The sequence below is a fragment of the Eubacterium maltosivorans genome (assembly GCF_002441855.2).
Taxonomy (GTDB): Bacteria; Bacillota; Clostridia; order Eubacteriales; family Eubacteriaceae; genus Eubacterium; species Eubacterium maltosivorans.
In genome coordinates this window covers 1,783,028-1,805,212 of sequence record NZ_CP029487.1, presented here as the reverse complement: position 1 = coordinate 1,805,212, position 22,185 = coordinate 1,783,028, and the positions used below count along the sequence as shown (strand labels likewise).

Genomic DNA, 22,185 nt, shown 5'->3' with positions numbered 1-22,185 from the left:
GAAATGAAGGAAAAAGAAGAGCTGTTTGCTTTTATTGAAAAGGCTGAGAGAAATGTGCTTGATGGAAAGGCCTTGGAACGTGCAGAGCTGGTTCGTCTGCTCAGCATTGATCCGGATTCGGAGGCCTGTGAGCGTTTGGGACAGGCGGCCCGGCGGGTGGCGTCGCATGTGACAGGCGACAGAGCCTATCTCTGGGGCGCAATGGGCGTTGACTATAAGGCCTGCCCCATGAATTGTGATTTTTGTTCGCTGGGTGAAGCCTGGGGGATTGTGGAGGCAGACCGCGAGCGGGATTTTTCAGAAGAGGAGATCATCGAAAGCGTCCGGGACTATGCAGAAAACAAGGTGCGCTGGATCGTGCTGAGAACCACAGAATTTTACAGTCTGGATGTATTGTCAGAGCTTATTGGAAAAATCCGCGGGGCTGTGCCGGGCAGCTATGAGATTGGACTGAACGTCGGTGAGTTTGATCTGGAAAAGGCCAATGCCCTTCACCGCGCCGGTGTGGACTTTATATACCATTCTCTGAGACTGGGGGAAGGCAGGGATACCCGGTTTAACCCTGTGGAGCGCCTGAAAACCCTGGGCGCCGTCAAGGATTCACCGCTTAAGCTGGTTTTTCTGGTCGAACCCATCGGTGTTGAGCACAGCAACGAGGAAATTGCGGATATCTGCCTGTGCGCCATTGAGCACAAGGCCATTGTGACCGGCGGTATGGCCCGCGTACCGGTACCGGGAACCCCCCTGGGCGTGCATCCGCAGATAAGCGAAAACCGGCTGGCTCAGATTGTGGCCGTCACGCGTCTGGCTGGCGGCAGCCGAGTGCCGGACATCTGCGTGCATCCGGCGACACCAAAGGCTCTGCGCTTCGGCGCCAACGTGGCTGTGGTGGAAACCGGTTCTATTCCACGGGACAGCTGCTGTCTGCCAAAAGAAAAATGGAATCAGTTCGATGCTCAGACAGCAGAGAAATGGTTTGAACAGGCTGGCTACACCTTGTGTGCCGGACTGGAAATGTAATAAAAAGGGAGGAAAAAATGAAATTAAAAAAATGTATGGCAATGGCGCTTGCTGTGGTAATGGCAGCGGGCCTGTTTGCGGGCTGCAGCAGCTCTAAAGAGGATCAGGGGGAAAAGCGTGAGAAGGTAACTGTGGGAACCTGGAAAACAGCCCAGACCATCACCCCTTATTTTTACGATGAATTTATGCCAGAAAGTGTCGAGGTTCTGCCGTTCACCAATCCTGGAGACCAGAAAACCGCGCTGTTGGCCGGCAGTCTGGATATGTGCGGTACCACACTGGTCACTGCCATTACAGCTGCCTCCAAGGGTGAACCGGTCAAGATCGTCACCAGCCTGTGCAACAAATGCTCGGCTCTGGTGGTGGGCAGCGATTCTGGTATTCAGAGTGAGGCAGACCTGAAGGGCAAGCGCATTGCCTATGTGCCGGGCACCATGCACCATGCCCTGCTGCTGGAGGTGCTTAAACGCAATGGCATTAACCCGGACACCGATGTGGAGCTTAAGCGCATCGACTTTTTCGATATGGGACAGGCCTTGGTAAACGGGGATATTGATGCTTTTTTAAGCGGCGAGCCATACCCGTCTCAGGCTGTTCAGGAGGGGTATGGGCGTATTCTGAGCTATCCCTACTTTGACGACAGCATTGGCACCATCAATGCGGCGATGATCGTTACCGAGGATACCATTAAAAATAAACCGGAAAGGGTTCAGGATTTGGTTAACGCCCATGTGGACGCGACCAGGATGCTGAACGAGAACAAGGAGAAATGGCTGGATAAATCGGCAGAATTTGGTACGGACAAGGCTCTGCTTGAAATCTCGGCAGACAATATTGAGCTCTGCTCAGACATTGACGATACCTTTATCCAGAATACCAGAAACCTGGCGGACCGCATGAAGGAGCTGGGCATGATCGACAATGTGCCGGATATCGACGCCATGTTTGACCTCAGCTTTCTGGAACAGGCCGCTAAACGGCGTTAGGCAAACCGATGGAAAGGTTACGAAGCATCATAAAGCGGGTGGATCTGGTGGGATGGATCGTCCCGGCGGTGGTGGTACTGGTCTGGCTCTGGCTGTCTGTCTCTGGACAGATACCAGCCTATAAGCTGCCGTCTCCTGTTGCGCTGCTTCGGGTGCTGGCAGACTTTGCCTCCGGCAGTCTTGGCGTCACCCCTTATTCCGGCGCGCTGTGGGAAAACCTGGGGGTCAGTCTGCTCCGGGTGTTGGCCGGATTTTTTATGGCTGGAAGCCTGGGGATGCTTATGGGATTTCTGACTGGCCGCATAACGGTGCTGAGACGTCTTTTTGACCCGGTGATCCATCTGCTCAAGGCGGTGCCCGGCATCGGCTGGTTGCCCATTGCCATTGTCTGGTTTGGGGTGGGTGAGGGAAACACCCTTTTTCTCATGTCGCTGGCAGCTTTTTTTCCCATCTATGTCAATACCGCTGCCGGGGCGGCGGGTATTCCGGAAACGTATATTCAGGCTGGACAGATGCTGGGGGCGCAGGGCTTCAGACTTTTCCGATCTGTCATTTTTCCCGCGGCTTTCCCCCAGACTGCGGTAGGGCTTCGTCTGGGGCTGGGCGTTGCCTGGGCCTACCTGGTGCTGGGCGAGGTCACCGGGGTTACAAAGGGACTGGGCGCTATCATGAGTGACGCCCGAATGCTTGGCCATGTGGATATGGTTCTGGCGGCGATGATCGTCATTGCTGTGGCAGCCAAGGTGACGGATTTTCTGTTAGTGGTTATATGCAGAAGGATCTACCCGAGGGGAGGCATGAAAAATGAGTCTGGAATTTAAAAATATATCTCATGGCTATGGCGGCCTGGAGGTTTTAAAGGATGTGAGCTTCAGGGCAGAGCCGGGGAGAATCACCGTATTGCTGGGACCCAGCGGCTGCGGAAAGTCAACGCTTTTAAAGCTGGCAGCCGGTTTTGAAAAGCCCGTGGCAGGATCGGTCTGCTTTAATGAAAGCCCTGTGACAGGCCCAGGCGCAGAGCGGGGCATGATGTTTCAGACACCTGTTCTGTTCGACTGGCTTACCGCAGCGGGCAACGTGGCCTTTGGCCTGAGGCAGGCAGGTGTGCGGGGAAAGGAGCAGCTGGATCGGGTGAACCGTTTTATGGCGCTCACAGGCCTGGCGGATTTTGGCGATTACTATCCAGACGCTCTGTCCGGTGGTATGCAGCAGCGCACAGCGTTGGCGCGGCTGCTGGTTATGGAGCCCCAATGCCTGCTCATGGATGAGCCCTTTGCTGCGCTGGACGCTCAGCTGCGGCCAAAGATGCAGGAACTGGTTTTATCAGTCTGGCGCGATCTGCGCCCCACGGTACTCTTTGTCACCCATGATGTCGAGGAGGCTCTGGTGCTGGGCCACCGGATACTGGTTTTCAGCAAAAGGCCAGGCTGTATTGTCAGGGAGATAGAGAGAAATTTTGACAAAGAGGACCCTCTGGAGCAGCTTATGGACCCAGATTTTGGAAAAGAAAAAAAGAATATTCTGGAAATCCTCCGAGACCTTTAGGGAGGAGCAGAAACCAGTGAGAGAGCGTAGTGCGCACAGCATACGGCGCTCTCTTTTTTCTTAAGCCAAAAGTAAAATTTGGGATATCCTTTGCAAAGGCCTAAAGCTGTGCTAAAATCAATTAAACCATTGATTTTAGGACGAGAGGCGTTTATGTCTGAAGGGGGAGATTAAATGAAAAAAAGCAGGTTGATTTTGAAGGGGGCAGGCATACTGTTTGCTGCAGTCGCATTTTTTTATGCGGCCGCTTGGACCGGAATCCAGCTGTTTGGCGATGACGACCACTATTTGAATCCTGAGAAAGCCAGGATCGTGTCCCCCTTGGGCGCATCAAGTGAGTGGGCCTACCGGATTCCCAATACAGGAGATTACGCTGTGGGGCTGAACGCTGAAGGAAAGCCTGTTTTTGAAGACACCCATCGTGCGATCGGAGCCTTTAAGAGAGACCATCGCCTTTATTTTATCAAGATAGGACTGCACCTGGGTCCGGTTTTTTTCGGTTCAAAAAATTGGAAGCGGTTCCAGCAGAAATACTGGACTGCAGCGCCAAAAGTCTGGGGAGAAATGGATGAAGACCGTGAGCTTTATGACTTTTTGAGTGTTTACAGCAACAGCTTTGATGATTTTATTTAGGATTTGTTTTTCTTGGGTGTATCTGTAAACGTAAGAGGACAGTGGGCCTGAATCCGTGGGATTTTATCTTTAAAGGTAAAAATATTGAATATCCCTTTGTCCATAGAAATGTTACAATAGTATCTGTAAATAAAAATCAAACGATAACCAAATCAACGAGGTGATTCATAGATGATCGAGCAAAATTTCGGACCTAACGACGCGTGGAAAATGCTGAATGATTATACGGTAACCTTTATTACTGACCAGTTTGTATTCAGAGACGGCGGCATGACAATTCCGGCGGAGCTGAACAAATTTTTCGGCGCAGAGAGCGGGGAGACACGGGTGGTTTTCCTGTTTGAGGGACGGGAGTTTCCCTCCTATATTGAGTGCGGCTACGGCGAGAGCAGCGCGAGCAATATTAAGCTGACCTGGAGCAAGGCCCTGAGCAGCAAATTTATTGGTCTGTTCCCGGATTATGAAAATTTCTTTGAAAATATGACCGAGTACCAGCTGGATGAGCGGCCGATTCTCCAGTTCGAAAAGCTTGAGGCTGACGCGTTTCTGGTTAAGATGATCCTGCCCACCGATGAGGCGCTGACTAAAAAGCAGGAGCTTTTTGATTACCTGGGACCTGGCAAAACCGTGGTCTCCTTTAAAAGCTCCTACGAGATGGTTTTTTTGAAAAATTATCTGGAGCAGGCAGACAACCGCGGTAAGGCCGATGTGTTTATGGTGTCCGCAGGGGTCAAAAAGTTTTATGAGGCCAGAGAGGCACAGGGTAAACCCCAGGATAAAAACGCAGATAAGACCATCGAAAATGTAAAAGAAGCAGGGCTGGACGATGTGCTGGCCTTTTTGATGGACGGCCCCTATGCCCTGATGGCGGAAAAGGGTTTCCTGGTCATGGAAACCATTGACGAGCATTTCTACTTTGCTCTGGAAGTTTCTATGCTGGATGAGCTGAGCACAGATGACAAGCGCCTGATCATCGAGCTGCTGGACCAGAAAATTGAGCATTACTTTGAGCGTATGGACGGCCCCGGACTTCAGGAAAATCTGACCAGTCTCATCGACGAGTACGGTCATTATTTTACCAGAGATTTCCGCTATTCCTTTAAAGATATCCTGACCGACGGCATTCCCGGCTGCATTGAGGCCCTGAAATTTGTGGACGGCGACCGCTATAAGGTCACCGGGTTTGCAGGGGTAGAGGAATGGACCGAGACCCCCTGGGTGGCAGTGCTTGACCGCAATATCACCAGAGTGCCGAATACCGGCGTCTTTGTGCAGTATCTGCTCAACAAGGATACCCAGAAGCTGTATCTGACGCTGTTCCACGGCTTTAAGGAAATTGAGGAAGAAGCGCTGAAAACCGGCCAGGAGGATGTGAAGCCTGTTGTGGCCGCTGCTCTGCGCCCACTGGCAGCGGAAATTCAGAGAAGGGTAGACCCCAGAGGTTTCGACACTGGCAGCAAGGATGTGGATCTGTACGACGACCGCTTTCGCGAAGGCGTGGTCTTTTACAGGGAATATGACCGCATGGTGCCGGGCGACGCACAGCTGGAGAAGGACCTTCAGGAAATGCTGGAAGTCTACAACGATTATTACGAACGCTGTATTTTGAACCTCTACCCCGAGGAGGAAGAACCAGAGGAACTTGAAACCCCTGAAATGCCCGAAGCGGAAAGCGTTGAGGACCAGGAGCCTGCCGTTCAACCTGCCACTGAAGCAGAACCAGAGGTTCAGGAAATGGCGGTGGCCGAGACCATTACGCCTGAGGATAGCAGCGAGCCTGAAATCATTGAATGGGAGCCGGTGGATGAAACCGCAGAGCCTGTAGACGAAACCCAGCCAGAGGCTGTGGCGCCTGCGCCTGAGCCTGTTCAGCCTGAGCCTGCCGCTTCAGCGGAGCCGGAAAGGCCTGAAGCCCCCAATGAAGCCCCCAAAAAGGCAGTCCGCAGTATCAGCGAGGCGGCTTACCTGGAAACCAAGCGTGTCATGGAGGAATCCTCAGCTGAGACCGAGGAGGTTAACGCAGTGGAACGTATCCTGGAGCGGGTCGAAAACCTGGTGGAAGAGCCGGTGGATATCCCCGGCACTCTGCGTCAGGTGGGCACTTATATCACCGCTCACGGCTTTACCTGCACGCCGGGTATTGTGGAAAACCTCTATCTCTGCCTGAAAGCCAAGCCCTTTGTGATTCTGACTGGCATTGCGGGGATTGGAAAGTCGAGTCTGGCCCGTCTGTTTGCCGAGGCCATGGGAGCCAACACAGAAAACGGCCGCTATAAGCAGGTGCCAGTCCGCCCAGACTGGAAGGACTCCAGAGGTCTGCTCGGCTATCTGGATTCTTCCGGGCGTTTTGTGCCTGGCGCGCTCAATGACTTCATAAGAGAAGCGGTGGATAATCCCAGAAAGCCTTACTTCCTCTGTCTGGATGAGATGAATCTGGCCCGGGTCGAATACTATTTCAGTGAGATTTTATCGGTCATGGAAACCCGGCGGGACCGGGAAGGCCGTACCGTGACCGACCCCCTGCTGGGAGACGAGGCCTTTGGCCGTGACGAGCTGGCAAGAGAACGCTACGGCGAGCTTTACCTGCCGGAAAACCTCTATATCATCGGCACTGTCAGCAGCGAGGAAACTGCCTTTGCGCTGAGCCGCAAGGTGCTGGACCGGGCGAGCCTCATCGAGATCGGACAGGTGAGCCTGCATCTGCAAAACCCGCCGCGCACCATGCCGGAGCCTATTCATCTGGGCAACAAATTTTTAAAAAGTGATGTTTTGGTTTTGGCCAATTGCACACGTCAGCGCGATATGATCCAGGAGGTTGTCACGCTGCTTGAGGCCATGAACGGTATTCTTATGAAGGCCAACGCCCAGATCGGCTACCGGGTACGTGACGAAATCTGTTTCTACCTGCTCTACAATGCTGAGTATGGCCTTATGAGCCAGGAGGATGGGCTGGACCATGCCATTCTGCAGAAGATTCTGCCGCGTATTCAGGGCGGCGGCTCTGCTGTGGAGTCTGTCCTTACCGACCTGTTCAAGATCTGTGCGGGTACCCGTTCTGGCAACGCAGTGAGGAACTATGCGGGCAACCGCGGAGGCCTGTTCCCCAAAAGTGCGGAAAAGCTGAGCGCCATGGTCAAACGCTTTGACCAGGAGGGAAAAACTTCTTTTTGGAGCTAAGTATACACATATTCACAGCTATCCACTGGTGTTGTGAATAAGCTGTGGATAGTGTGGACAGATACAAGATATTGAGATTTTAACACGAATCTTTTTAGAATTTAACAAAATATAGAAAGTAGCATTTGAGGAAATACAGAGATGCAAAAATTTACCTGTGGATAATGCTGAAGTGACATTATTAAAACATAAATTAAGCTTGCGCTGTTCTCAACTTTGGATTATAATAAGGCGATGATAAAGCATCCGACAGATGTATATCCAAGGCAGATGATTTCTTTTTATTGGAAAGTAAGGAGGGATTGTGACGGCCAGGCACTGCTGTGAACCTACCTTTCTCCACCTATCATGTTGTTAGATTTTCGAAAGCGAATGGCTCTTGTAGGAAGCAGCACTCCCCAAATGGTGCTCTGGCCCGCGGTCCCGACCTTACCGTTGATAAAAATTAAAACGCAGGGAAAACTGATGGTTTTCCCTGCGTTTTTTAGTGCGAATTAAAATGAATACGGGAGTCCGCCAGCTCTAAAACTGCCGGAGCCGGCACTTGAATGTTTTCGACGTCGGACAGACCAGCGGCCAGGAGCTTCTGGCGTTCACGGATAAAAATATTCAAGCTGTTTTTTTCCAGCTGGCGTGCGAAGCCCTCGCGGTCGCCGGACAGCAGCAGGCCGATCAGAAGATCAAGCTCCTCACCCTTAACAGCCATATCGGAATCGCCAAAGTAACTCAGCGGAATCCCCCAGGACATGATATGGATCAGGGGGCTGAAAATCGCCCGGATTTCTGAGTTTTTATGGGAATAGAACACCGTTTTTAATATTTGTCCGTGGGTAAAGAGGTATTGCCCGCTCTGTTTTTCCTGCTCATAGAGACGGGTGATCTCATCGATTCTTTCCTGGGTGATCTCGTCAAAGCTTTCCCGGGCGATCGTGCGGACGCTGATGGTAATCAGCTGAAGACCCATGAGGTAGAAAAGCAGGCTCTTTCGAGTTCCGGGGTTGGACAGGTCCAGACCCTCCAGAGGCTTGCGATAAAGGCTTATCCGTGTGCCGCGTCCGTTGATGGTTTCAGTCAGGCCGACACTGTTCAGGAGTGTGATGGTTCTGCGGATGCTGATCATGGAAACACCGTATTTTTCGGCAAGAACAGCTGGGGTCGGCAGAAATTCTTCGTGTTTATAGTTGCCCTTTCTAACTTCGGCAATTATACGAACCGCCACGTTATAGTATACCTGCGGTCTGCCGACCTGTATGCGCCATACAAAGGGAATCTGCTCAGGATTTTCGCCAAACTGGTCGGTTACCTCCCTGTTCAGCCGGCCAATCTGTTCAGATATGAATGCGCAGATTTTAGTGATGACCCGGCACATGCCTGCGTCATCTCCGCTGGCCTTGAAATGTGACAGCTGGTTGAAATCGCTCAGAAGGGCAGCGAAGATGCTCAGGTCATAGGGAAGTCCAATGGCGCTCATGTTCTTCTGGGAAAGGTAGGTAAACATGGAGACATTCAGATGCATGCTTTCCAGCAGAGGATTTCCGAGACTGGAGAGAGCAAAACGCAGAGGGTTAAAGAAGGGCAGGCTGTCCTCAAGACGGGTCTGCAGAAGCAAATCCATCAGCTTTTCAGAGTCCTTTGGCTTCATAAAATAAAAAGCATGGAGAAGGGTCTTGGAGAAAAGTTCGGGCAGAAAGGCACGAAGCTCCTCCAGGGCGTCATGTCGGGCGGTGAAGTGCTCAATGTAACGCTTGCGGCATTGCTCCTCGCTGTAGGAGACGGTGACAATGGCCGGCCTTCCCCGTGTCAGGCGGACATAGCCGTCACGCTTAAGATTAACGAGGGCCTGGCGCGCCGTATTGATGGAAATATTAAACTGCCCACTTATTTTTTCAATGGTTGGAAGGGAGTCCCCTTCCCGGTAAAAACCAAAGCGGATTTTATCGGCGTAATGTTCATAGACAATTTGATAGAGCTCTTGTGTATCTTTCAAGGTATTCATCCTTTATCTTTAGTGTATAATACATATTCTACCATTTATAGCCGCAAAATGCTATGAATTGAGCAGTGAAATGCAATATTATTATGATCAAGGTGTAGGAGGGAAAAACTTCACCAAACGGTCACAAAGCTGTCAGAAAGCCATCAGATTGTTTTGGTATCCTGTTAATTATCAATTTACAAAGGAGCTAACATGAAAACAGAAGTTAAAAAGAAGAATAAAGCCAGCCTGGCCCTTTACATTGTCGCTGTGCTTTTTGGTATTTATGCAATTTTTTCCCTGATCAATACGGCCCTCTATATTTCAAATTTGATCAGCACCCAGTACATTACAGTATCTGAGAGCCTGACGGATATCATTGTTTATTTTGTTACTAACTGCGGGCCGTATATTTTCTATGCAGCTGCCCTGGGTGGTATGGGATATCTGGTGGAAATGACAACAGGCCCCCGAAAGGCAAAAGCAGGTGTGGATGATACCCAGACTGATGAGAACGCAGCGGAGGCAATCCCGGAGGCTGCCCTTAATACAGTGATGGAAACCACTGTGACAGAAACCATTGTAGATGAAGCTGCACCGGAAGATGACAGCTCTGAAAGTATCAATGAGCCGGCAGCTGTTGAAGAAGCTGAAGCCAAGCCGGAAACAGGCGCCGACGAAAAAGAGAAAAGCGATAAAGATACACCAGAGCCTTCTGTCATGAAGAATACCATTTAAGACCTGTAAAAACAGAATATCAGACCTGTCCATAAGCCAACCGTCTGCCATCATAGCAGGCGGTTTTTGTGTTGCTCTCCAAAAAATAATCATAAAATATGGTAACTTGCAATTAAAAATAAAATTTACAGGAAAAAATGAAAAAAAATAGAAGAAATGATAGATTTCATCTATCTAATTAATTATTTTTATGATAAAATATACAAAATACATGGGAGGTAACAGTGATGGATGGGATTACTAATCAAAAAGAATACGTCGAGAAAAATGCACGTATTGTTGAAGAAAAAATAGCCTCTGTTGAAACGCTGATCCAGGCTGGCGAAGACAAAATGGTCGTACGGGCTGCTTTTAAGGAGCTAAAGCAATTTGTGCGCACAGAGTATGATACTTTTCATAAAAAGAAGTATTTCGGGACCTACATCTTTGACTGCTATCACCCACTGGTTGAAGGCATTCATACGTCTGCCCTGGGAGAAACGCGTGTCAACGCTACAGTGGAAAACATTCGGGAAGCCGTTCAGGAGGCCCATGAGGTATTGGAAAACTGGCGCGCAAACGTCAACGACAAACAGTAAAAAAGCCCTGCTTTAATCAATAAGCAGGGCTTTATTTTATTCGGACAGCAGATCAATGCCGCGTACCATCAGCTCCTCGAGCCGTTCTTTCTGGCCGGTCAGCTCCAGATAGCCGACAAGGGCCTCGAGACCGGTAGCGTAGCGGTAGTCGATGGTTCTGGCATGCTTGGGCACTTGGGAGCGGGTGTTGCGGCCGCGCCTTACAATGGACTGTTCCTCATCTGTCAGGGAGTCCATGAGGGCCAGAACCATTTTTGATTGTCCGTCGGCCTTAACATATTTTATGGATTCCTTTGTCAGGTGGTTGACATTGGAGAGGCCGCCGGATACCAGAAAACGACGGATATATTCGGAATAAACGCCGTCGCCGATATAGGCAAGGGTCAGCGGATTGAGGGCTCTTGCCTCAGAGACGGTGTATTTTTTGAGCAGACGTTGTTTTACGCTTTCTTCCATTTGACTCCTTCGCGCGTGTCCTCAAGAATAATGCCTTTGGCCAGCAGCGCGTCGCGGATTTCATCGGCCAAGGCAAAGTTTTTGTTTTTACGGGCTTCCTGACGCTGAGCGATGAGGGCTTCAACCTCGGATTCCAGGTTTGTTTCCTTTTCCTTGGCGGCCAGCCCGATGACGCCGGTCAGTTCCTCAAAAAGGTTCAGCGCGGCTTTTACCGCTTCCCGGGAGGAGGACTCGCTCAGGTGGGAGTTGGCGTCGCGCACCAGCTCAAAGATAGCGGCAATGGCGTCGGCAGTGTTCAGGTCGTCGTCCATGGCGTCGATGAAGCCCTTTTTGTATTGGGCCAGGCTGTCCATCCATGTTTTTTCTTCTTCTGCGGCAGCTTCTGTCTTGTTATTTTCAAGCAGATATTCCATCTGATACTTGGCATTGTAAAGCCGTTCCAGCGCATTCTGGGCCTGTCCCAGCAGCTCGTCGGAAAAATTGACAGGGCTTCTGTAGTGGGCCATGAGCATGAACATGCGGACGACCTCCAGATCATAGTGCTTGGCGATGTCACGCACGGTAAAAAAATTGCCCTTGGACTTGGACATTTTTTCATTGTTGATGTTGATATAGCCGTTATGAACCCAGTAGTTGGCAAACTTACAGCCGCAGGAGCCCTCGGACTGGGCAATCTCATTCTCGTGGTGGGGGAAGATCAGGTCCTGGCCGCCGCCGTGAATGTCAATGCTTTCACCCAGATGCTTGCGGGACATTGCCGAGCATTCGATGTGCCAGCCCGGGCGTCCCTGTCCCCAGGGGCTTTCCCAGTAGGGCTCTCCGTCCTTTTTCTTTTTCCACAGGGCAAAGTCCAAAGGACTGCGTTTTTCATCGTTCACGTCGATACGCGCGCCAGATTTCAGGTCGTCAATGGATTGTTTGGAGAGTTTTCCATAGTCGTGAAAATGATCGACCTGATAGTAGACATTGCCGTCTACATTGTAGGCCAGTCCGCGCTCCTCAAGCGCTTTAATCATTTCGATGATCTCTGGCATATGATCGCTTACCCGGGGGTGTACGTCGGCCCGGCGGATGCCCAGAGCGTCGGCATCCTTAAAGTATTCTGCAATGTACTTGTCAGCGACCTCGGCGGCGGTAATGCCTTCCTCGATGCTGCGGTTGATGATCTTGTCGTCCACATCGGTAAAGTTCTGGACAAACTTGACATCGTAGCCGATATATTCTAAAAAACGTCTGAGCACATCAAAAACGATGAAGGGACGGGCATTGCCGATATGAAAATAATTATAAACAGTCGGCCCGCAGGAGTACATCCGTACCTTGCCTTCTTCAATGGGAACAAACTCTTCCTTTTTTTGGGTAAGGGTATTATATAATTTCATGGCTTTCTCCTTCTTAATTTTTGCGATTGTGTTTATTATAGCATAGGCAAAGCGGTTTTCCTATAAAGGAAATAAAAATCTGTTTACGTTCTCATGGAAAAGTCTTGTATACAGCCGTGAGGGGAATGGTATAATGGTTTAAAAGGTTTGTAAATTTAGAATTGAAAAGAGAGAAAAAATGCAGTATTTAAGCCGTTTTAATACTTTTATCGAAAAGTGGATGCCCCTGGTCACACCGTTGTGCCTGATCATCGGGGTGGTTTTTTCGGCGTGGCTGGGAAGGTTTGCGCCGCTGGTACCCTGGCTTTTTGCCTTTATGACCTTTGCGGGCAGCCTTGGCTCAGGGTTTCGGGATATGAAGAAGATTGCCATGCACCCTGTCCCGCTGATTGTGGTTATGCTGATCCTGCACATTGTGGTGCCGCTCACAGCCTTTCTGGTGGGCAGCCTGATTTTTGACGATCCGCTGCTGGTCACTGGAATCGTGCTGGAGTTTATCGTGCCCACAGGCATCGTGAGTCTGGTCTGGGTCAATATTTATCACGGCAACTCGGCTCTGACGCTGTCGATCATTCTCATCGACACGCTGGCAGCGCCTTTTCTGGTACCCTTCAGCCTGCATGTGCTCATGGGCTCTGCGGTTGAGATCTCGGTTGCCGGTATGATGAAGGACCTGGTGTTAATGATCGCTGTTCCGGCGCTGCTTGCCATGACGCTTAACCATGCCACCAGGGGGCGGGTCAAACATACACTGTCGCCGAAGCTTGCGCCGCTCAGTAAAATAGGGCTTATTCTGGTCGTTATCATCAATTCCACCAAGGTCGCCCCCTTTTTCAGCCAGATGACGCCCACTTTGCTGCTGGTAACCCTTGTTATCTTTCTGCTGGCTGTCAGCGGCTTTATCTGGGGGTTCCTGGCCTCCAAAATTTTCAGGGAGAAGGGCGACGGCCGGGTCTCCATGACTTTTAACAGCGGCATGCGCAACATCAGCGCAGGGGCAGTGATCGCCGGGCAGTATTTTCCGCCAGAGGTCATGTTTCCAGTTATGATCGGGACGCTGTTTCAACAGATTTTGGCCGCCATGGCAGGTTTCTGTCTGGATCGGCTGGCTGGCCGCGAAAATATTGCCGAAAAAGTATCTTAATAAAGCTTGAAAATTTATCAATCCGCTCTCGTAAGAGGGCTTTTTTTAGTGTATACTATATAGAAATATAAAAATGAAAGAGGGTGTGTACGGATGAAGATGATTTTATCGCCTGCAAAGAATCTCAGAACCTTTGAGCTGCCAGGCGCGGTAACCAGTCTGCCAGTGTTTGAAACAAAAACGGCAGAGCTGGCAGATGTTCTTAAAGCCATGACAGAGGATGATTTTAAGGCGGCGATGCGGCTGAGTGATCAGCTGGCTGCCCTCAACAGGGAACGCTGCGCGGCCTTTAGGTTCGATACAGACGGCACACCGGCGCTGCTGGCCTACGATGGGCAGCAGTATAAAGCCCTGGCGGCTGAGACCTTTACGCCGGGAGACTGGCAGTACGCAAATGCGCATCTGCGGATTCTCGATGCGCTTTACGGCGTATTGAAGCCTTTGGACAGCGTTTATCCCTACCGGCTGGAAATGAAAAACAAAATTTTAAAAGAACAGTCGCTGTATGCTTTCTGGGGTGATCTGCTCTACCGGGAGATTACAAAGGACGGTGATCTGCCTGTTGTGAATCTGGCCTCCGGCGAGTACGGCAAAGCGGTTGAAAAACACCTGAAGTCCCCGAGAGAGATGATCACCTGCACCTTTAAGGTCATGAAAAACGGCGAGCCAAAAACCCATTCCACACAGTCTAAGCAGGCCAGAGGCCTGATGGCAGGCTGGATGATCCGAAATCGAGCAGCGGAGCCTGAGACACTCAGGGCCTTCGATGAGGACGGTTACCAGCTGGATGAAGCGCTTTCGTCTGACAGAGAGCTTGTCTTTGTGAAAAACATCCCGACAGAGGTGAATTTTTGATATTTCTTTGCTTTAGCTGTTCAGCATGATATAATAATCCCATACACTTTAATGGAGTATAAGATAATTTTAAGTGTTATCAAAGATAATGATTTTAATTTAAGAAAACAGAGGTAAAACCATGGATACAAATGATAAACGCAAAATGCTGGCCCAGGCCATTTTATCAATCGAATCGGAAGAAGAATGCTTTGAGCTGTTAGAGGATATCTGTACCATAAAAGAGGTTGACGACATGGCCAACCGTTTTCAGATCGCCCTTTTGTTATATGAAGGAAAAACCTTTATCGATGTGGAAAATCAGACTGGAGCGAGTTCTGCGACCATCAGCCGTGTCAACCGCTGCCTGAAGCATGGAAAGGGGTACCGTCAGATCATCGAAAGGATGTTTGACCAAAATGAAGGTGAGGATTAATGAGAACTTTTAAAAAATCCAAAAAGCTGGATAATGTCTGTTACGATATCCGGGGGCCGGTCGTTGAGGAAGCCGACAGGATGACGGCGGAGGGGATTGACATTATCATGCTCAATACCGGCAACCCGCCGACCTTTAACCTGAACGCTCCGGACGAGGTTATCCGCGATATCCGCTATAATCTCAGAAGCTCTGAGGCCTACTGTCATTCGAAGGGGATTTTCCCAGCGCGCAAGGCCATCGTTCAGTATTATCAGACCAAGGGGCTTATGGATCTGAACGAGGAGGATGTGTATATCGGAAACGGCTCCAGTGAGCTGGTCTCCTTCTGTATGCAGGCATTGGTAGATGACGGCGATGAGATCCTGATCCCGGCGCCGGATTACCCGCTCTGGACCGCCTGCGCTACCCTGGCAGGCGGGAAGGCTGTTCATTATATCTGTGACGAGGAATCCAACTGGTATCCAGATCTTGAGGATATCCGAAAAAAGATCACCCCCAACACCAAAGGAATTGTCGTCATCAACCCCAATAACCCCACCGGGGCGGTTTACCCAAAAGAAATTCTGGAGGGAATTGTAAAGATCGCGGTTGAAAATGAGCTGATCATTTTTGCCGATGAGATCTATGACCAGATTATTTACGACGAAATCGAGCATGTACCCATGGGGACGCTGACCAATGAAACCTTGGTGGTTACGCTCAATGGGCTGTCAAAATCCCATCGTGTTCCGGGCTTCAGAGTCGGATGGATGGTTTTTTCCGGAAACAGAGAGATGGCCAGAGATTATATCGAGGGCATCAATCTGCTGGCCACCATGCGTCTGTGCGCAAACGTACCGGCCCAATACGCTATCCAGACCTCCCTCGGCGGATACCAGAGCATCGACGACCTGGTGCGGCCGGGCGGACGTCTTTACGAGCAGCGCAATATTGTCTATAAACGGCTCAATGAGATTCCAGGCATCAGCTGCGTTAAGCCCGACGGTGCGCTGTACTGCTTCCCGAAGGTTGACATCAAACGCTTTAACATTACGGATGATGTTCAGTTTGCTCTGGATTTCCTGAAGCGTGAACGCGTGCTGCTGGTACAGGGCACAGGCTTTAACTGGGCAGAGCCCGACCATTTCAGAGTGGTCTTTCTGCCGGCGCCCACACAGCTTGAAGAAACCATGGATCGCCTTCAGCGCTTCATGAGCGGTTATATACAAGGATAATACAATTTTATGAGTAATCGAAAAAAACGTCTGCTCAGAGACAAGCAAAACGGAATTATCTCTGGCGTCTGCCAGGGGATCGGGGAATATCTGGGCGTTTCGCCCTGGATATTCCGGGTGTTGTTTATTCTGCCCGTACTGCCGTTTGTACTCAACTTTATCTCCGGTTTGGTCAGCATTCTGCTCTATGTGCTCTTATCCGCAGTGATCAAGGATAAGGGCGGCAGTGCAGGTGCGGGCCAGGACGACAACGTGGTCGAGGTTGAGTACGAGATTGTCGATGACGAAGACGATCAGAAAAAATCGGATAGTTAGGAATGTTCATGAAAATCACGATAAAAACGGAATCTCCCGAAGCCACAAGGCAGCTGGGAGCAGATTTCGGCAGTCTGTTAGGCGGCCCTCGTACGATTCTGCTGACAGGAGGTATGGGAGCCGGCAAAACAGCTGTCACCAAGGGAATTGTTGAGGGGATGGGCATCTTTGATGATGTCAGCAGTCCGACTTATACCCTGGTCAACGCCTATGAGGATGGAGATAAAAAGGTCTATCATTTTGACCTGTACCGCCTTGGCGACCCTGAGGAGCTCTATGAAATGGGTTTTGAGGACTATTTGGACGAGGGGTGCAGTCTGATCATTGAATGGCCTCAGGTGGCCGGTGATTATCCCTTCGCATCTAAAATAACCTTTGCGCTTGATCAGACCGAAAAACCGGATGAACGTCTCATTACCATTGAGACAGAGGAAGCAGCAATCATTAACGGCCTTAAGGAATTGGGATGGTGAAAGCATGGAAAAAATAAAAACCAGTGTCATTATCCCCGCTGCCGGTCAGGGGACGCGAATGAATGCGCCCATCAACAAGCAGTACCTGACCCTGAGGGGAAAACCGATTCTGTCCTATACGCTGGATGTTTTTGAGCGCTGCTCTCTCATTGATGAGATCATTCTGGTTATCAATAAAAATGAGTTTAAAATCTGCCGACAGCAGGTTTTAGCCCCTCACAATTATTCTAAGATCAAGCTGGTGGAGGGCGGATCGACCCGTCAGAAGTCCGTTTATGAAGGCCTGAAAAAAGTAAGCCCTCAGACCGATATTGTACTGGTCCATGATGGTGCAAGACCCCTGATTAAGGAAGATATCATTGTTCAGAGCATCTATGAGACCATCCAGCATAAGGCCACCATTGTGGCAGTGCCAGCCAAAAACACCATCAAGGTGGTTGAGAAGGACGGCTTTGTGGAGTACACGCCCAACCGGGACTTTCTTTTTGAGATTCAGACGCCTCAGACTTTTACCTATGATCTGCTTTTGGACGCCCACGAGAAGGCTATCCAGGAGGAGGTGGAGGGCACCGACGATGCCTTTTTAGTTGAGCGAATGTGTGTGCCGGTGAAAATTGTCCGGGGACACTACAATAATATTAAGATAACAACGCCTGAAGACCTGATCATCGCGGAGTCGCTCATCGATCTTTTTTCTGGCGAGCATTAAAAAAGACCATTTTCCAGCGGGAAAATGGTCTTTTTGTATGTGTCTTTTTATAAAAGATTAAAGAAGATGCTGCCAAGGAGTCCGGCAGCCATGCCACTCAGGAAATTGACGACATCATTGTTCATGATTTTAAAGCCCTTGACCAGCACCGCTGCCTCGCCGTGATGCTCGGTTTTTTCGGTCAGACGTCCACAGCTGATACAGCGGTACTGAGCCTGGACCACAGCACCCAGGACACTGTCGGTCAGACAGCCCAGAAAACCGCTGATTGTGATGATGAGCACCCATGAAAGGCGGAGAACCGGAAGCTTCCAGACCAGACCGCCAGCCAGGCAGAAAACCAGAGCGATAAACAGCGCCCCAGCAAGAGCTGCCGCCATGCCCAGTGGGCTCACTGCGCCCGAGGTGCCGGCCTCCATGGGTTTAAAGCCAATGATGGAAACCGGCGGCTTCCGATTTAAAACGCCGATCTCCGAGGCCCAGGTATCTGCGTTGGAGGCGGCAAAGGAGGCGGCGAAAATGATAAGGAAAACAGGATTCTGATAGAACCAGAAAAGGATCGCCGCTGCCATACCCGGGGCGCCGTTGGCAAATACCTGTACAGCGTCGCGCTGGCCGCCCTTTTCATTGAGCTGCTGGGCCGCCTCTTTTTTGCTGGATTTGATAAAGGTCAGCAGGCTGGAAGAAATAAAAAAGGCGATCATAGTCAGCCAGAATAAGAGGCCGCCGCAGAGGTAAATAACTGTGCCGAGCACCACTGCCGCCATGAAGCCGCTGGTGCTTAAGGCCCTTTTTTTATAGGCGGCAAAACCGATGAGGGCGCTCAGGAGAGCGCCGAGTAGTAAAGCTTTCATTGATTACTCCTTAAAAAAACAGCTGGTATAGAAAAAAGGTGAGCAGGGGAACCGTCAGGTTATCAAGCCCAAAGGGGGAGACTGCCTCCACTACCGTGGCAAAAACCGCGAGAATCAGAGCCTGAAGCAGGATGGTTCCCAGAAAAACCGGAGTCGCTGCCCAGAGGATCACAGCGCAGACCAGAAAGGAAACCGCCAGCATGGTCAGACTGCCCACGTAGCTTTTGGTGTTGCCGAAAATATGGTACTTCATTTTGCCAAAACGCTTTCCCACCACCGCGGCCAGACCATCTCCATATCCCATGACAAAGACGCCGAGGGCTCCGGCGTAGGGTAGACTGTAGCCGCCAAAGCACAGAATGGTCAAAATCAGCAGGGAGATGGGGTAATAGACCGTACCCAGGTCGCCACTACCCTCGTGGCGTTCCATAGCGCTGAACAGGTCCTTTCGGTAGGAGATGGCGTTGAGCACAATAAAGGCTGCCGGCGCCACCGACGCCCACACCACGTTATTAAAGCAGAACATGGCAATGAGCCACCAGTTGGAAACCCCGATGTGCACAAGCTTACGGGAGCCTTCGGCGGACAGGCCGCGCTTTTGCAGCAGTGTGGACAGGCCCAATACTATAAAAACATAAATAAAGGATAAGATGATCCCGAGAAGGTTAGTGTCAATCATAAAGGATTACCTCTCAAATTTCGGACAGCCTCGCTGCTCTGGCGGTAGAGTAAAAGCTGCCGTGCCTTTGGCACCACAGCCCGTTTGCTGAAGCAGTCGTAATGGTTGTCCCGGACAGCGGTCAGAATCTGCCGGTAAAGGACAGCAGCCAGGAGTACAGGCAGGCGGCTGTCTGCGTCAAACAGGGGAAGTCCCATCAGCGCTTTTTTATAAAGAAATTCAGACCGGCGGGCCTCATATTCCCAGAGCTGCTTAAAAGTGTAGTTAACGGTCTGGCGGCGCAGCTCGTCGTCTGAGTAGCCATAAAGTAGCTGGATTTCCCGGGGAATATAGATCCGTCTGTTTACCAGATCCTCACCCACATCCCGGAGGATGTTGGTCAGCTGCATGGCCTTGCCAAGATCCACTGCATTTTGCTCTAAAAGGCGGTGATGCTTTGAGAGTACAGGCAGGATCATGAGCCCTACACTGCCGGCCACGTAATAGCAGTAATCCTCAAGGGCAGTCTGGGTGGCAGGCTGCTCAAAGCTTAGATCCATACGCTGGCCGGTGAGCATGTCGTCAAAGGGGGCTAACCCGATATTGTAGTGTTCTACCGTGTGACGGAGGGCCCGCCACATAGGATCATCTGGGGTGATACCGGCCTTGAAAGACTCGAAGGTTTCCTGAAAAGTCTCAAGTCTGCGGCGGTCCCGCTGTATATCGGCCAGATCATCAGCCCTTCGGCAAAATGCATAAATGGCAAAAATGGACAGAGCCTTTTGACGGGGCAGCGCCGAAAAAGCCCGGTAAAAGCTCTTGGAATTTTTTCTGATCACGTCCTCACAGAAGGCGTAATCCCGTTCGAGGGAGGTACTCATAGCAGTCCGTCATCCTTTAAAAGCTCATCCACCGCCAGCTTGGCTGAGGTGAGGACAATGGGCACTCCGGCGCCGGGATGCACACTGCTGCCACAGAAATAAAGACCCTCACAGTGATCAGCCTTGTTGTGCGGGCGGAAATAATTACTCTGGAACAGTGTTGGTTTCAGCCCAAAGGTCGCGCCGTTATAGGCGTGAAAGGTGTCCTGAAAATCCAGAGGGGTCAGGCTTTTTTCAAAGATGATGTGGCTTTGAATATCCTCAAGCCCCGGGATGGCAGACAGCTTCTCCAGAACCTTGCTGCGGTAATTCTTGACGGTCCGGTTGTCCCACAAAATATCGCCCTTGGACAGTTCGGATACAGGTACCAGCACGTAAAGGGCCTCGCATCCCTCCGGAGCCATGGACCCGTCAATTTTTGAGGGCACATACAGGTAGATGGAAGGGTCCTCTGGCAGGGTATAGGTCTCAAAAATTTCCCGGACATTCTGGTCAAAATCGCCGCCGAACCGGATATTATGCACAGACAGGTTTGGCAGCTTTTTATCCAGACCCAGGTAGAGGAGAAAACAGGAGCAGGAGTATTCCAGCTCGTCGATCTTATCGTCTGTATATTTACCCTTTGCCTCCTTGTTACGAATCAGAGATTTCATGGCATAGGGAAAATCCGCGCTGCAGACGATGTAGTCCGGGGATTCCACAGTATCACCAATGTGGACGCCCACAGCCCGGCCATTTTCGATATCAATACAGTCGACCGGGGTGTCCAGACGCAGGGTGCCGCCAAGCTCCTTAAAAAGCCGCACCATGCCGTCAGCCATGGTATACATGCCGCCAGGCATGTACCACACGCCGTAGAGCAGCTCGATCATGGGGATAATGGTGTAGATCGAGGGGCCCTGGTAAGGCGAAATACCAATGTAAAGAGTCTGGAAGGCCAGCGCCTTCCGCAGGTTTTCATTTTTTACAAATTTGGAAATGGAGGTGTAGGCGTCGTCAAAGGTTTTGAGCTTCATGGCGTTGGCCAGAGATTTGAGATTGTAAAAATCACCGCGGTCCCGGAAGGATTTGTCAATAAACTCATCCTTGGCCACCAGATAGCGCTTGTACACATCGGCCAGATAGTTAAAATAGCCAAGGGTATCCTCGGGACTGATGGCCTCCAGCATACTGGTCAGCTCGGTCAGCTCGGAGGATACCCGTTGTTGTTCACCGTCTGGAAAGGTGAGGACATACATGGGGTCCAGCCGCTTCATGGGAATGTAATCCTCGGGGTTTTTTCCGGCGTATTCAAATATTTCTCTGTAAATATCGGGCATCATGACAATGGTCGGCCCCACGTCAAAGGTAAAGCCCTGGTCCTTGATCTGATTCATTTTACCGCCAGCCTGCGGCAGACGTTCACAGATATCGACCTCGTAGCCGTTTTTTAAGAGGCGGATACCCGCTGCGAGTCCGGCTGTTCCGGCACCTATAATTGTAACTTTTTTGGCCAATTTAATCAGCTCCTTATTGTTTTGTTTAAAGGTTATATACCCTTAAACCGAAAAAGGAAACTATTAAGCGATGTGGCAAATAGTAAATCTATAGAGCTTCGCCTATTTTACACAACGCCGGACCAGCTCTGGCGGCGCTGCACGGATCAGCTCAAGGGCGGCGTTAGTGTCGTAAAGCCAGGCCTCTGCCTGATCTTCTGGGATGATGACCGGCATCCGGTTGTGGATCTCAGCTACCAGACTGACCGGCTCCCGAGTCAGAATGACAAATTCACGTCTGTCCCCTGCCTTCCGGTAGATACCTGCCAGATAAATGAGGGAAGAATCGCTGCCCTCAAAGACAAAAAGCTTTTTCTCGGGTGTCCATTCATAAAAGCCCTCGGCGGGAACCAGGCAGCGCCGGTTTAAAAAATCCTCCCGGAAGGTCTCTTTTTGAAGAAGGGTTTCGGAACGGGCGTTGATGATCAGCGTTTTTCGGCGGGGATTAGGATAACCCCATTTCATAACTGTTGCGGTCCTGCCGTTTTTATCTCCGGCCACATAAATCGGCGCGTATTCTGAGGGTGCGATGTCACCCTTTGGCACATGAACAGCGGGCGCTGTATTTGTCAGAGCCTGCCAGAGTCTCTGGGCCTCCGGATCGGTTTTATGTGAGAATAGGGTATAGCGTCCGCACAT

Annotated in this window: 23 protein-coding genes; 15 read left to right on the top strand and 8 right to left on the bottom strand. The window is 50.6% G+C overall.

Translation table 11 applies throughout. The features are described from left to right. Window positions 1-3 precede the first annotated feature (3 nt). From CPZ25_RS08650 to CPZ25_RS08625, 6 genes are all read left to right on the top strand, one after another. Complete coding sequence (locus CPZ25_RS08650; RefSeq protein ID WP_224168842.1) at window positions 4-1,020, top strand: radical SAM protein; 1,017 nt, start codon at window positions 4-6, stop codon at window positions 1,018-1,020. 17 nt (window positions 1,021-1,037) lie between these two features. Then, on the top strand, window positions 1,038-2,006 hold the full coding sequence (locus tag CPZ25_RS08645; protein WP_074618063.1) for an ABC transporter substrate-binding protein: 969 nt from the start codon (window positions 1,038-1,040) through the stop codon (window positions 2,004-2,006). Window positions 2,007-2,014: 8 nt separating this feature from the next. Beyond that, window positions 2,015-2,827: an ABC transporter permease gene (locus tag CPZ25_RS08640; protein ID WP_096920206.1), complete on the top strand. Its 813-nt coding sequence runs from the start codon at window positions 2,015-2,017 to the stop codon at window positions 2,825-2,827. Continuing rightward, window positions 2,811-3,551: an ABC transporter ATP-binding protein gene (locus CPZ25_RS08635; RefSeq protein WP_096920205.1), complete on the top strand. Its 741-nt coding sequence runs from the start codon at window positions 2,811-2,813 to the stop codon at window positions 3,549-3,551. Before CPZ25_RS08640 ends, CPZ25_RS08635 begins: the two co-directional genes overlap by 17 nt. Before the next feature lie 174 nt (window positions 3,552-3,725). Continuing rightward, window positions 3,726-4,184, top strand: coding sequence for a hypothetical protein (locus CPZ25_RS08630; RefSeq protein WP_096920204.1), 459 nt, complete (start codon window positions 3,726-3,728; stop codon window positions 4,182-4,184). Between the two features lie 171 nt (window positions 4,185-4,355). After that, a complete protein-coding gene (locus CPZ25_RS08625; protein WP_096920203.1) occupies window positions 4,356-7,361 on the top strand; it encodes an MrcB family domain-containing protein in 3,006 nt (1,001 codons plus the stop codon). Window positions 7,362-7,845: 484 nt separating this feature from the next. Here CPZ25_RS08625 and CPZ25_RS08620 read toward each other — a convergent pair whose 3' ends face one another. Next, on the bottom strand, window positions 7,846-9,348 hold the full coding sequence (locus tag CPZ25_RS08620) for a GntR family transcriptional regulator (RefSeq protein WP_167495197.1): 1,503 nt from the start codon (window positions 9,346-9,348) through the stop codon (window positions 7,846-7,848). 201 nt (window positions 9,349-9,549) lie between these two features. Here CPZ25_RS08620 and CPZ25_RS08615 point away from each other — a divergent pair, with 201 nt between their 5' ends. Next, complete coding sequence (locus CPZ25_RS08615) at window positions 9,550-10,074, top strand: hypothetical protein (RefSeq protein WP_096920201.1); 525 nt, start codon at window positions 9,550-9,552, stop codon at window positions 10,072-10,074. A gap of 227 nt (window positions 10,075-10,301) precedes the next feature. After that, window positions 10,302-10,652, top strand: coding sequence for a hypothetical protein (locus CPZ25_RS08610; protein WP_058693659.1), 351 nt, complete (start codon window positions 10,302-10,304; stop codon window positions 10,650-10,652). Window positions 10,653-10,688: 36 nt separating this feature from the next. Here CPZ25_RS08610 and CPZ25_RS08605 read toward each other — a convergent pair whose 3' ends face one another. Both CPZ25_RS08605 and cysS read right to left on the bottom strand, forming a co-directional pair. Beyond that, the gene (locus tag CPZ25_RS08605) at window positions 10,689-11,108 is read right to left on the bottom strand and encodes a Mini-ribonuclease 3 (RefSeq protein ID WP_096920200.1); all 420 of its coding nucleotides are present in this window, start codon (window positions 11,106-11,108) and stop codon (window positions 10,689-10,691) included. Further along, the gene (cysS, locus tag CPZ25_RS08600) at window positions 11,093-12,490 is read right to left on the bottom strand and encodes a cysteine--tRNA ligase (RefSeq protein ID WP_096920199.1); all 1,398 of its coding nucleotides are present in this window, start codon (window positions 12,488-12,490) and stop codon (window positions 11,093-11,095) included. Before cysS ends, CPZ25_RS08605 begins: the two co-directional genes overlap by 16 nt. 178 nt (window positions 12,491-12,668) lie before the next feature. On the opposite strand from cysS, the gene CPZ25_RS08595 reads away from it, so the two are divergent. The 7 genes from CPZ25_RS08595 to ispD all read left to right on the top strand — a co-directional run bounded on the left by CPZ25_RS08595 (window position 12,669) and on the right by ispD (window position 17,618). Beyond that, complete coding sequence (locus CPZ25_RS08595) at window positions 12,669-13,634, top strand: bile acid:sodium symporter family protein (RefSeq protein WP_058693662.1); 966 nt, start codon at window positions 12,669-12,671, stop codon at window positions 13,632-13,634. Window positions 13,635-13,727: 93 nt separating this feature from the next. Continuing rightward, window positions 13,728-14,489, top strand: a complete 762-nt coding sequence (yaaA, locus tag CPZ25_RS08590) for a peroxide stress protein YaaA (protein ID WP_058693663.1) — start codon at window positions 13,728-13,730, stop codon at window positions 14,487-14,489. A 121-nt stretch (window positions 14,490-14,610) separates the two neighbouring features. Further along, the gene (locus CPZ25_RS08585; protein ID WP_013379420.1) at window positions 14,611-14,904 is read left to right on the top strand and encodes a YerC/YecD family TrpR-related protein; all 294 of its coding nucleotides are present in this window, start codon (window positions 14,611-14,613) and stop codon (window positions 14,902-14,904) included. Continuing rightward, entirely contained in the window at window positions 14,904-16,121 is a 1,218-nt protein-coding gene (locus CPZ25_RS08580; protein WP_096920198.1) for a pyridoxal phosphate-dependent aminotransferase, read from the top strand. The genes CPZ25_RS08585 and CPZ25_RS08580 overlap by 1 nt, the downstream gene beginning before the upstream one ends. Window positions 16,122-16,130: 9 nt before the next feature. Continuing rightward, window positions 16,131-16,436, top strand: a complete 306-nt coding sequence (locus CPZ25_RS08575; protein WP_074618073.1) for a PspC domain-containing protein — start codon at window positions 16,131-16,133, stop codon at window positions 16,434-16,436. 8 nt (window positions 16,437-16,444) lie between these two features. Then, a complete protein-coding gene (tsaE, locus tag CPZ25_RS08570; protein WP_058693666.1) occupies window positions 16,445-16,909 on the top strand; it encodes a tRNA (adenosine(37)-N6)-threonylcarbamoyltransferase complex ATPase subunit type 1 TsaE in 465 nt (154 codons plus the stop codon). A 4-nt stretch (window positions 16,910-16,913) separates the two neighbouring features. Continuing rightward, entirely contained in the window at window positions 16,914-17,618 is a 705-nt protein-coding gene (gene ispD / locus CPZ25_RS08565) for a 2-C-methyl-D-erythritol 4-phosphate cytidylyltransferase (protein ID WP_074618075.1), read from the top strand. Window positions 17,619-17,665: 47 nt separating this feature from the next. On the opposite strand, the gene CPZ25_RS08560 is transcribed toward ispD, so the two are convergent. The 5 genes from CPZ25_RS08560 to CPZ25_RS08540 form a co-directional block, all read right to left on the bottom strand. After that, window positions 17,666-18,472: a DUF92 domain-containing protein gene (locus CPZ25_RS08560; protein WP_058693668.1), complete on the bottom strand. Its 807-nt coding sequence runs from the start codon at window positions 18,470-18,472 to the stop codon at window positions 17,666-17,668. A 10-nt stretch (window positions 18,473-18,482) separates the two neighbouring features. Next, complete coding sequence (locus tag CPZ25_RS08555) at window positions 18,483-19,151, bottom strand: diacylglycerol/polyprenol kinase family protein (protein ID WP_096920197.1); 669 nt, start codon at window positions 19,149-19,151, stop codon at window positions 18,483-18,485. Then, on the bottom strand, window positions 19,148-20,011 hold the full coding sequence (locus CPZ25_RS08550) for a phytoene/squalene synthase family protein (RefSeq protein WP_096920196.1): 864 nt from the start codon (window positions 20,009-20,011) through the stop codon (window positions 19,148-19,150). The genes CPZ25_RS08555 and CPZ25_RS08550 overlap by 4 nt, the downstream gene beginning before the upstream one ends. Beyond that, window positions 20,008-21,507 carry a phytoene desaturase family protein gene (locus tag CPZ25_RS08545; protein WP_058693671.1) on the bottom strand — a complete coding sequence of 500 codons (1,500 nt, stop codon included), beginning with the start codon at window positions 21,505-21,507 and terminating at the stop codon, window positions 20,008-20,010. Before CPZ25_RS08545 ends, CPZ25_RS08550 begins: the two co-directional genes overlap by 4 nt. A gap of 102 nt (window positions 21,508-21,609) precedes the next feature. After that, on the bottom strand, window positions 21,610-22,185 hold the full coding sequence (locus CPZ25_RS08540; RefSeq protein WP_096920195.1) for an SOS response-associated peptidase: 576 nt from the start codon (window positions 22,183-22,185) through the stop codon (window positions 21,610-21,612).

Bases quoted from the DNA above. Each gene is read 5' to 3' on its own strand.
- cysS (WP_096920199.1), bottom strand. From the start codon at position 12,490: ATGAAATTATATAATACCCTTACCCAAAAAAAGGAAGAGTTTGTTCCC.
- CPZ25_RS08585 (WP_013379420.1), top strand. From the start codon at position 14,611: ATGGATACAAATGATAAACGCAAAATGCTGGCCCAGGCCATTTTATCA.
- CPZ25_RS08625 (WP_096920203.1), top strand. From the start codon at position 4,356: ATGATCGAGCAAAATTTCGGACCTAACGACGCGTGGAAAATGCTGAAT.
- CPZ25_RS08550 (WP_096920196.1), bottom strand. From the start codon at position 20,011: ATGAGTACCTCCCTCGAACGGGATTACGCCTTCTGTGAGGACGTGATC.
- CPZ25_RS08540 (WP_096920195.1), bottom strand. From the start codon at position 22,185: ATGTGCGGACGCTATACCCTATTCTCACATAAAACCGATCCGGAGGCC.
- ispD (WP_074618075.1), top strand. From the start codon at position 16,914: ATGGAAAAAATAAAAACCAGTGTCATTATCCCCGCTGCCGGTCAGGGG.
- CPZ25_RS08630 (WP_096920204.1), top strand. From the start codon at position 3,726: ATGAAAAAAAGCAGGTTGATTTTGAAGGGGGCAGGCATACTGTTTGCT.
- CPZ25_RS08560 (WP_058693668.1), bottom strand. From the start codon at position 18,472: ATGAAAGCTTTACTACTCGGCGCTCTCCTGAGCGCCCTCATCGGTTTT.
- CPZ25_RS08595 (WP_058693662.1), top strand. From the start codon at position 12,669: ATGCAGTATTTAAGCCGTTTTAATACTTTTATCGAAAAGTGGATGCCC.
- CPZ25_RS08610 (WP_058693659.1), top strand. From the start codon at position 10,302: ATGGATGGGATTACTAATCAAAAAGAATACGTCGAGAAAAATGCACGT.
- CPZ25_RS08640 (WP_096920206.1), top strand. From the start codon at position 2,015: ATGGAAAGGTTACGAAGCATCATAAAGCGGGTGGATCTGGTGGGATGG.
- CPZ25_RS08580 (WP_096920198.1), top strand. From the start codon at position 14,904: ATGAGAACTTTTAAAAAATCCAAAAAGCTGGATAATGTCTGTTACGAT.
- CPZ25_RS08575 (WP_074618073.1), top strand. From the start codon at position 16,131: ATGAGTAATCGAAAAAAACGTCTGCTCAGAGACAAGCAAAACGGAATT.
- CPZ25_RS08605 (WP_096920200.1), bottom strand. From the start codon at position 11,108: ATGGAAGAAAGCGTAAAACAACGTCTGCTCAAAAAATACACCGTCTCT.
- CPZ25_RS08650 (WP_224168842.1), top strand. From the start codon at position 4: ATGAAGGAAAAAGAAGAGCTGTTTGCTTTTATTGAAAAGGCTGAGAGA.
- CPZ25_RS08645 (WP_074618063.1), top strand. From the start codon at position 1,038: ATGAAATTAAAAAAATGTATGGCAATGGCGCTTGCTGTGGTAATGGCA.
- yaaA (WP_058693663.1), top strand. From the start codon at position 13,728: ATGAAGATGATTTTATCGCCTGCAAAGAATCTCAGAACCTTTGAGCTG.
- tsaE (WP_058693666.1), top strand. From the start codon at position 16,445: ATGAAAATCACGATAAAAACGGAATCTCCCGAAGCCACAAGGCAGCTG.
- CPZ25_RS08615 (WP_096920201.1), top strand. From the start codon at position 9,550: ATGAAAACAGAAGTTAAAAAGAAGAATAAAGCCAGCCTGGCCCTTTAC.
- CPZ25_RS08635 (WP_096920205.1), top strand. From the start codon at position 2,811: ATGAGTCTGGAATTTAAAAATATATCTCATGGCTATGGCGGCCTGGAG.
- CPZ25_RS08555 (WP_096920197.1), bottom strand. From the start codon at position 19,151: ATGATTGACACTAACCTTCTCGGGATCATCTTATCCTTTATTTATGTT.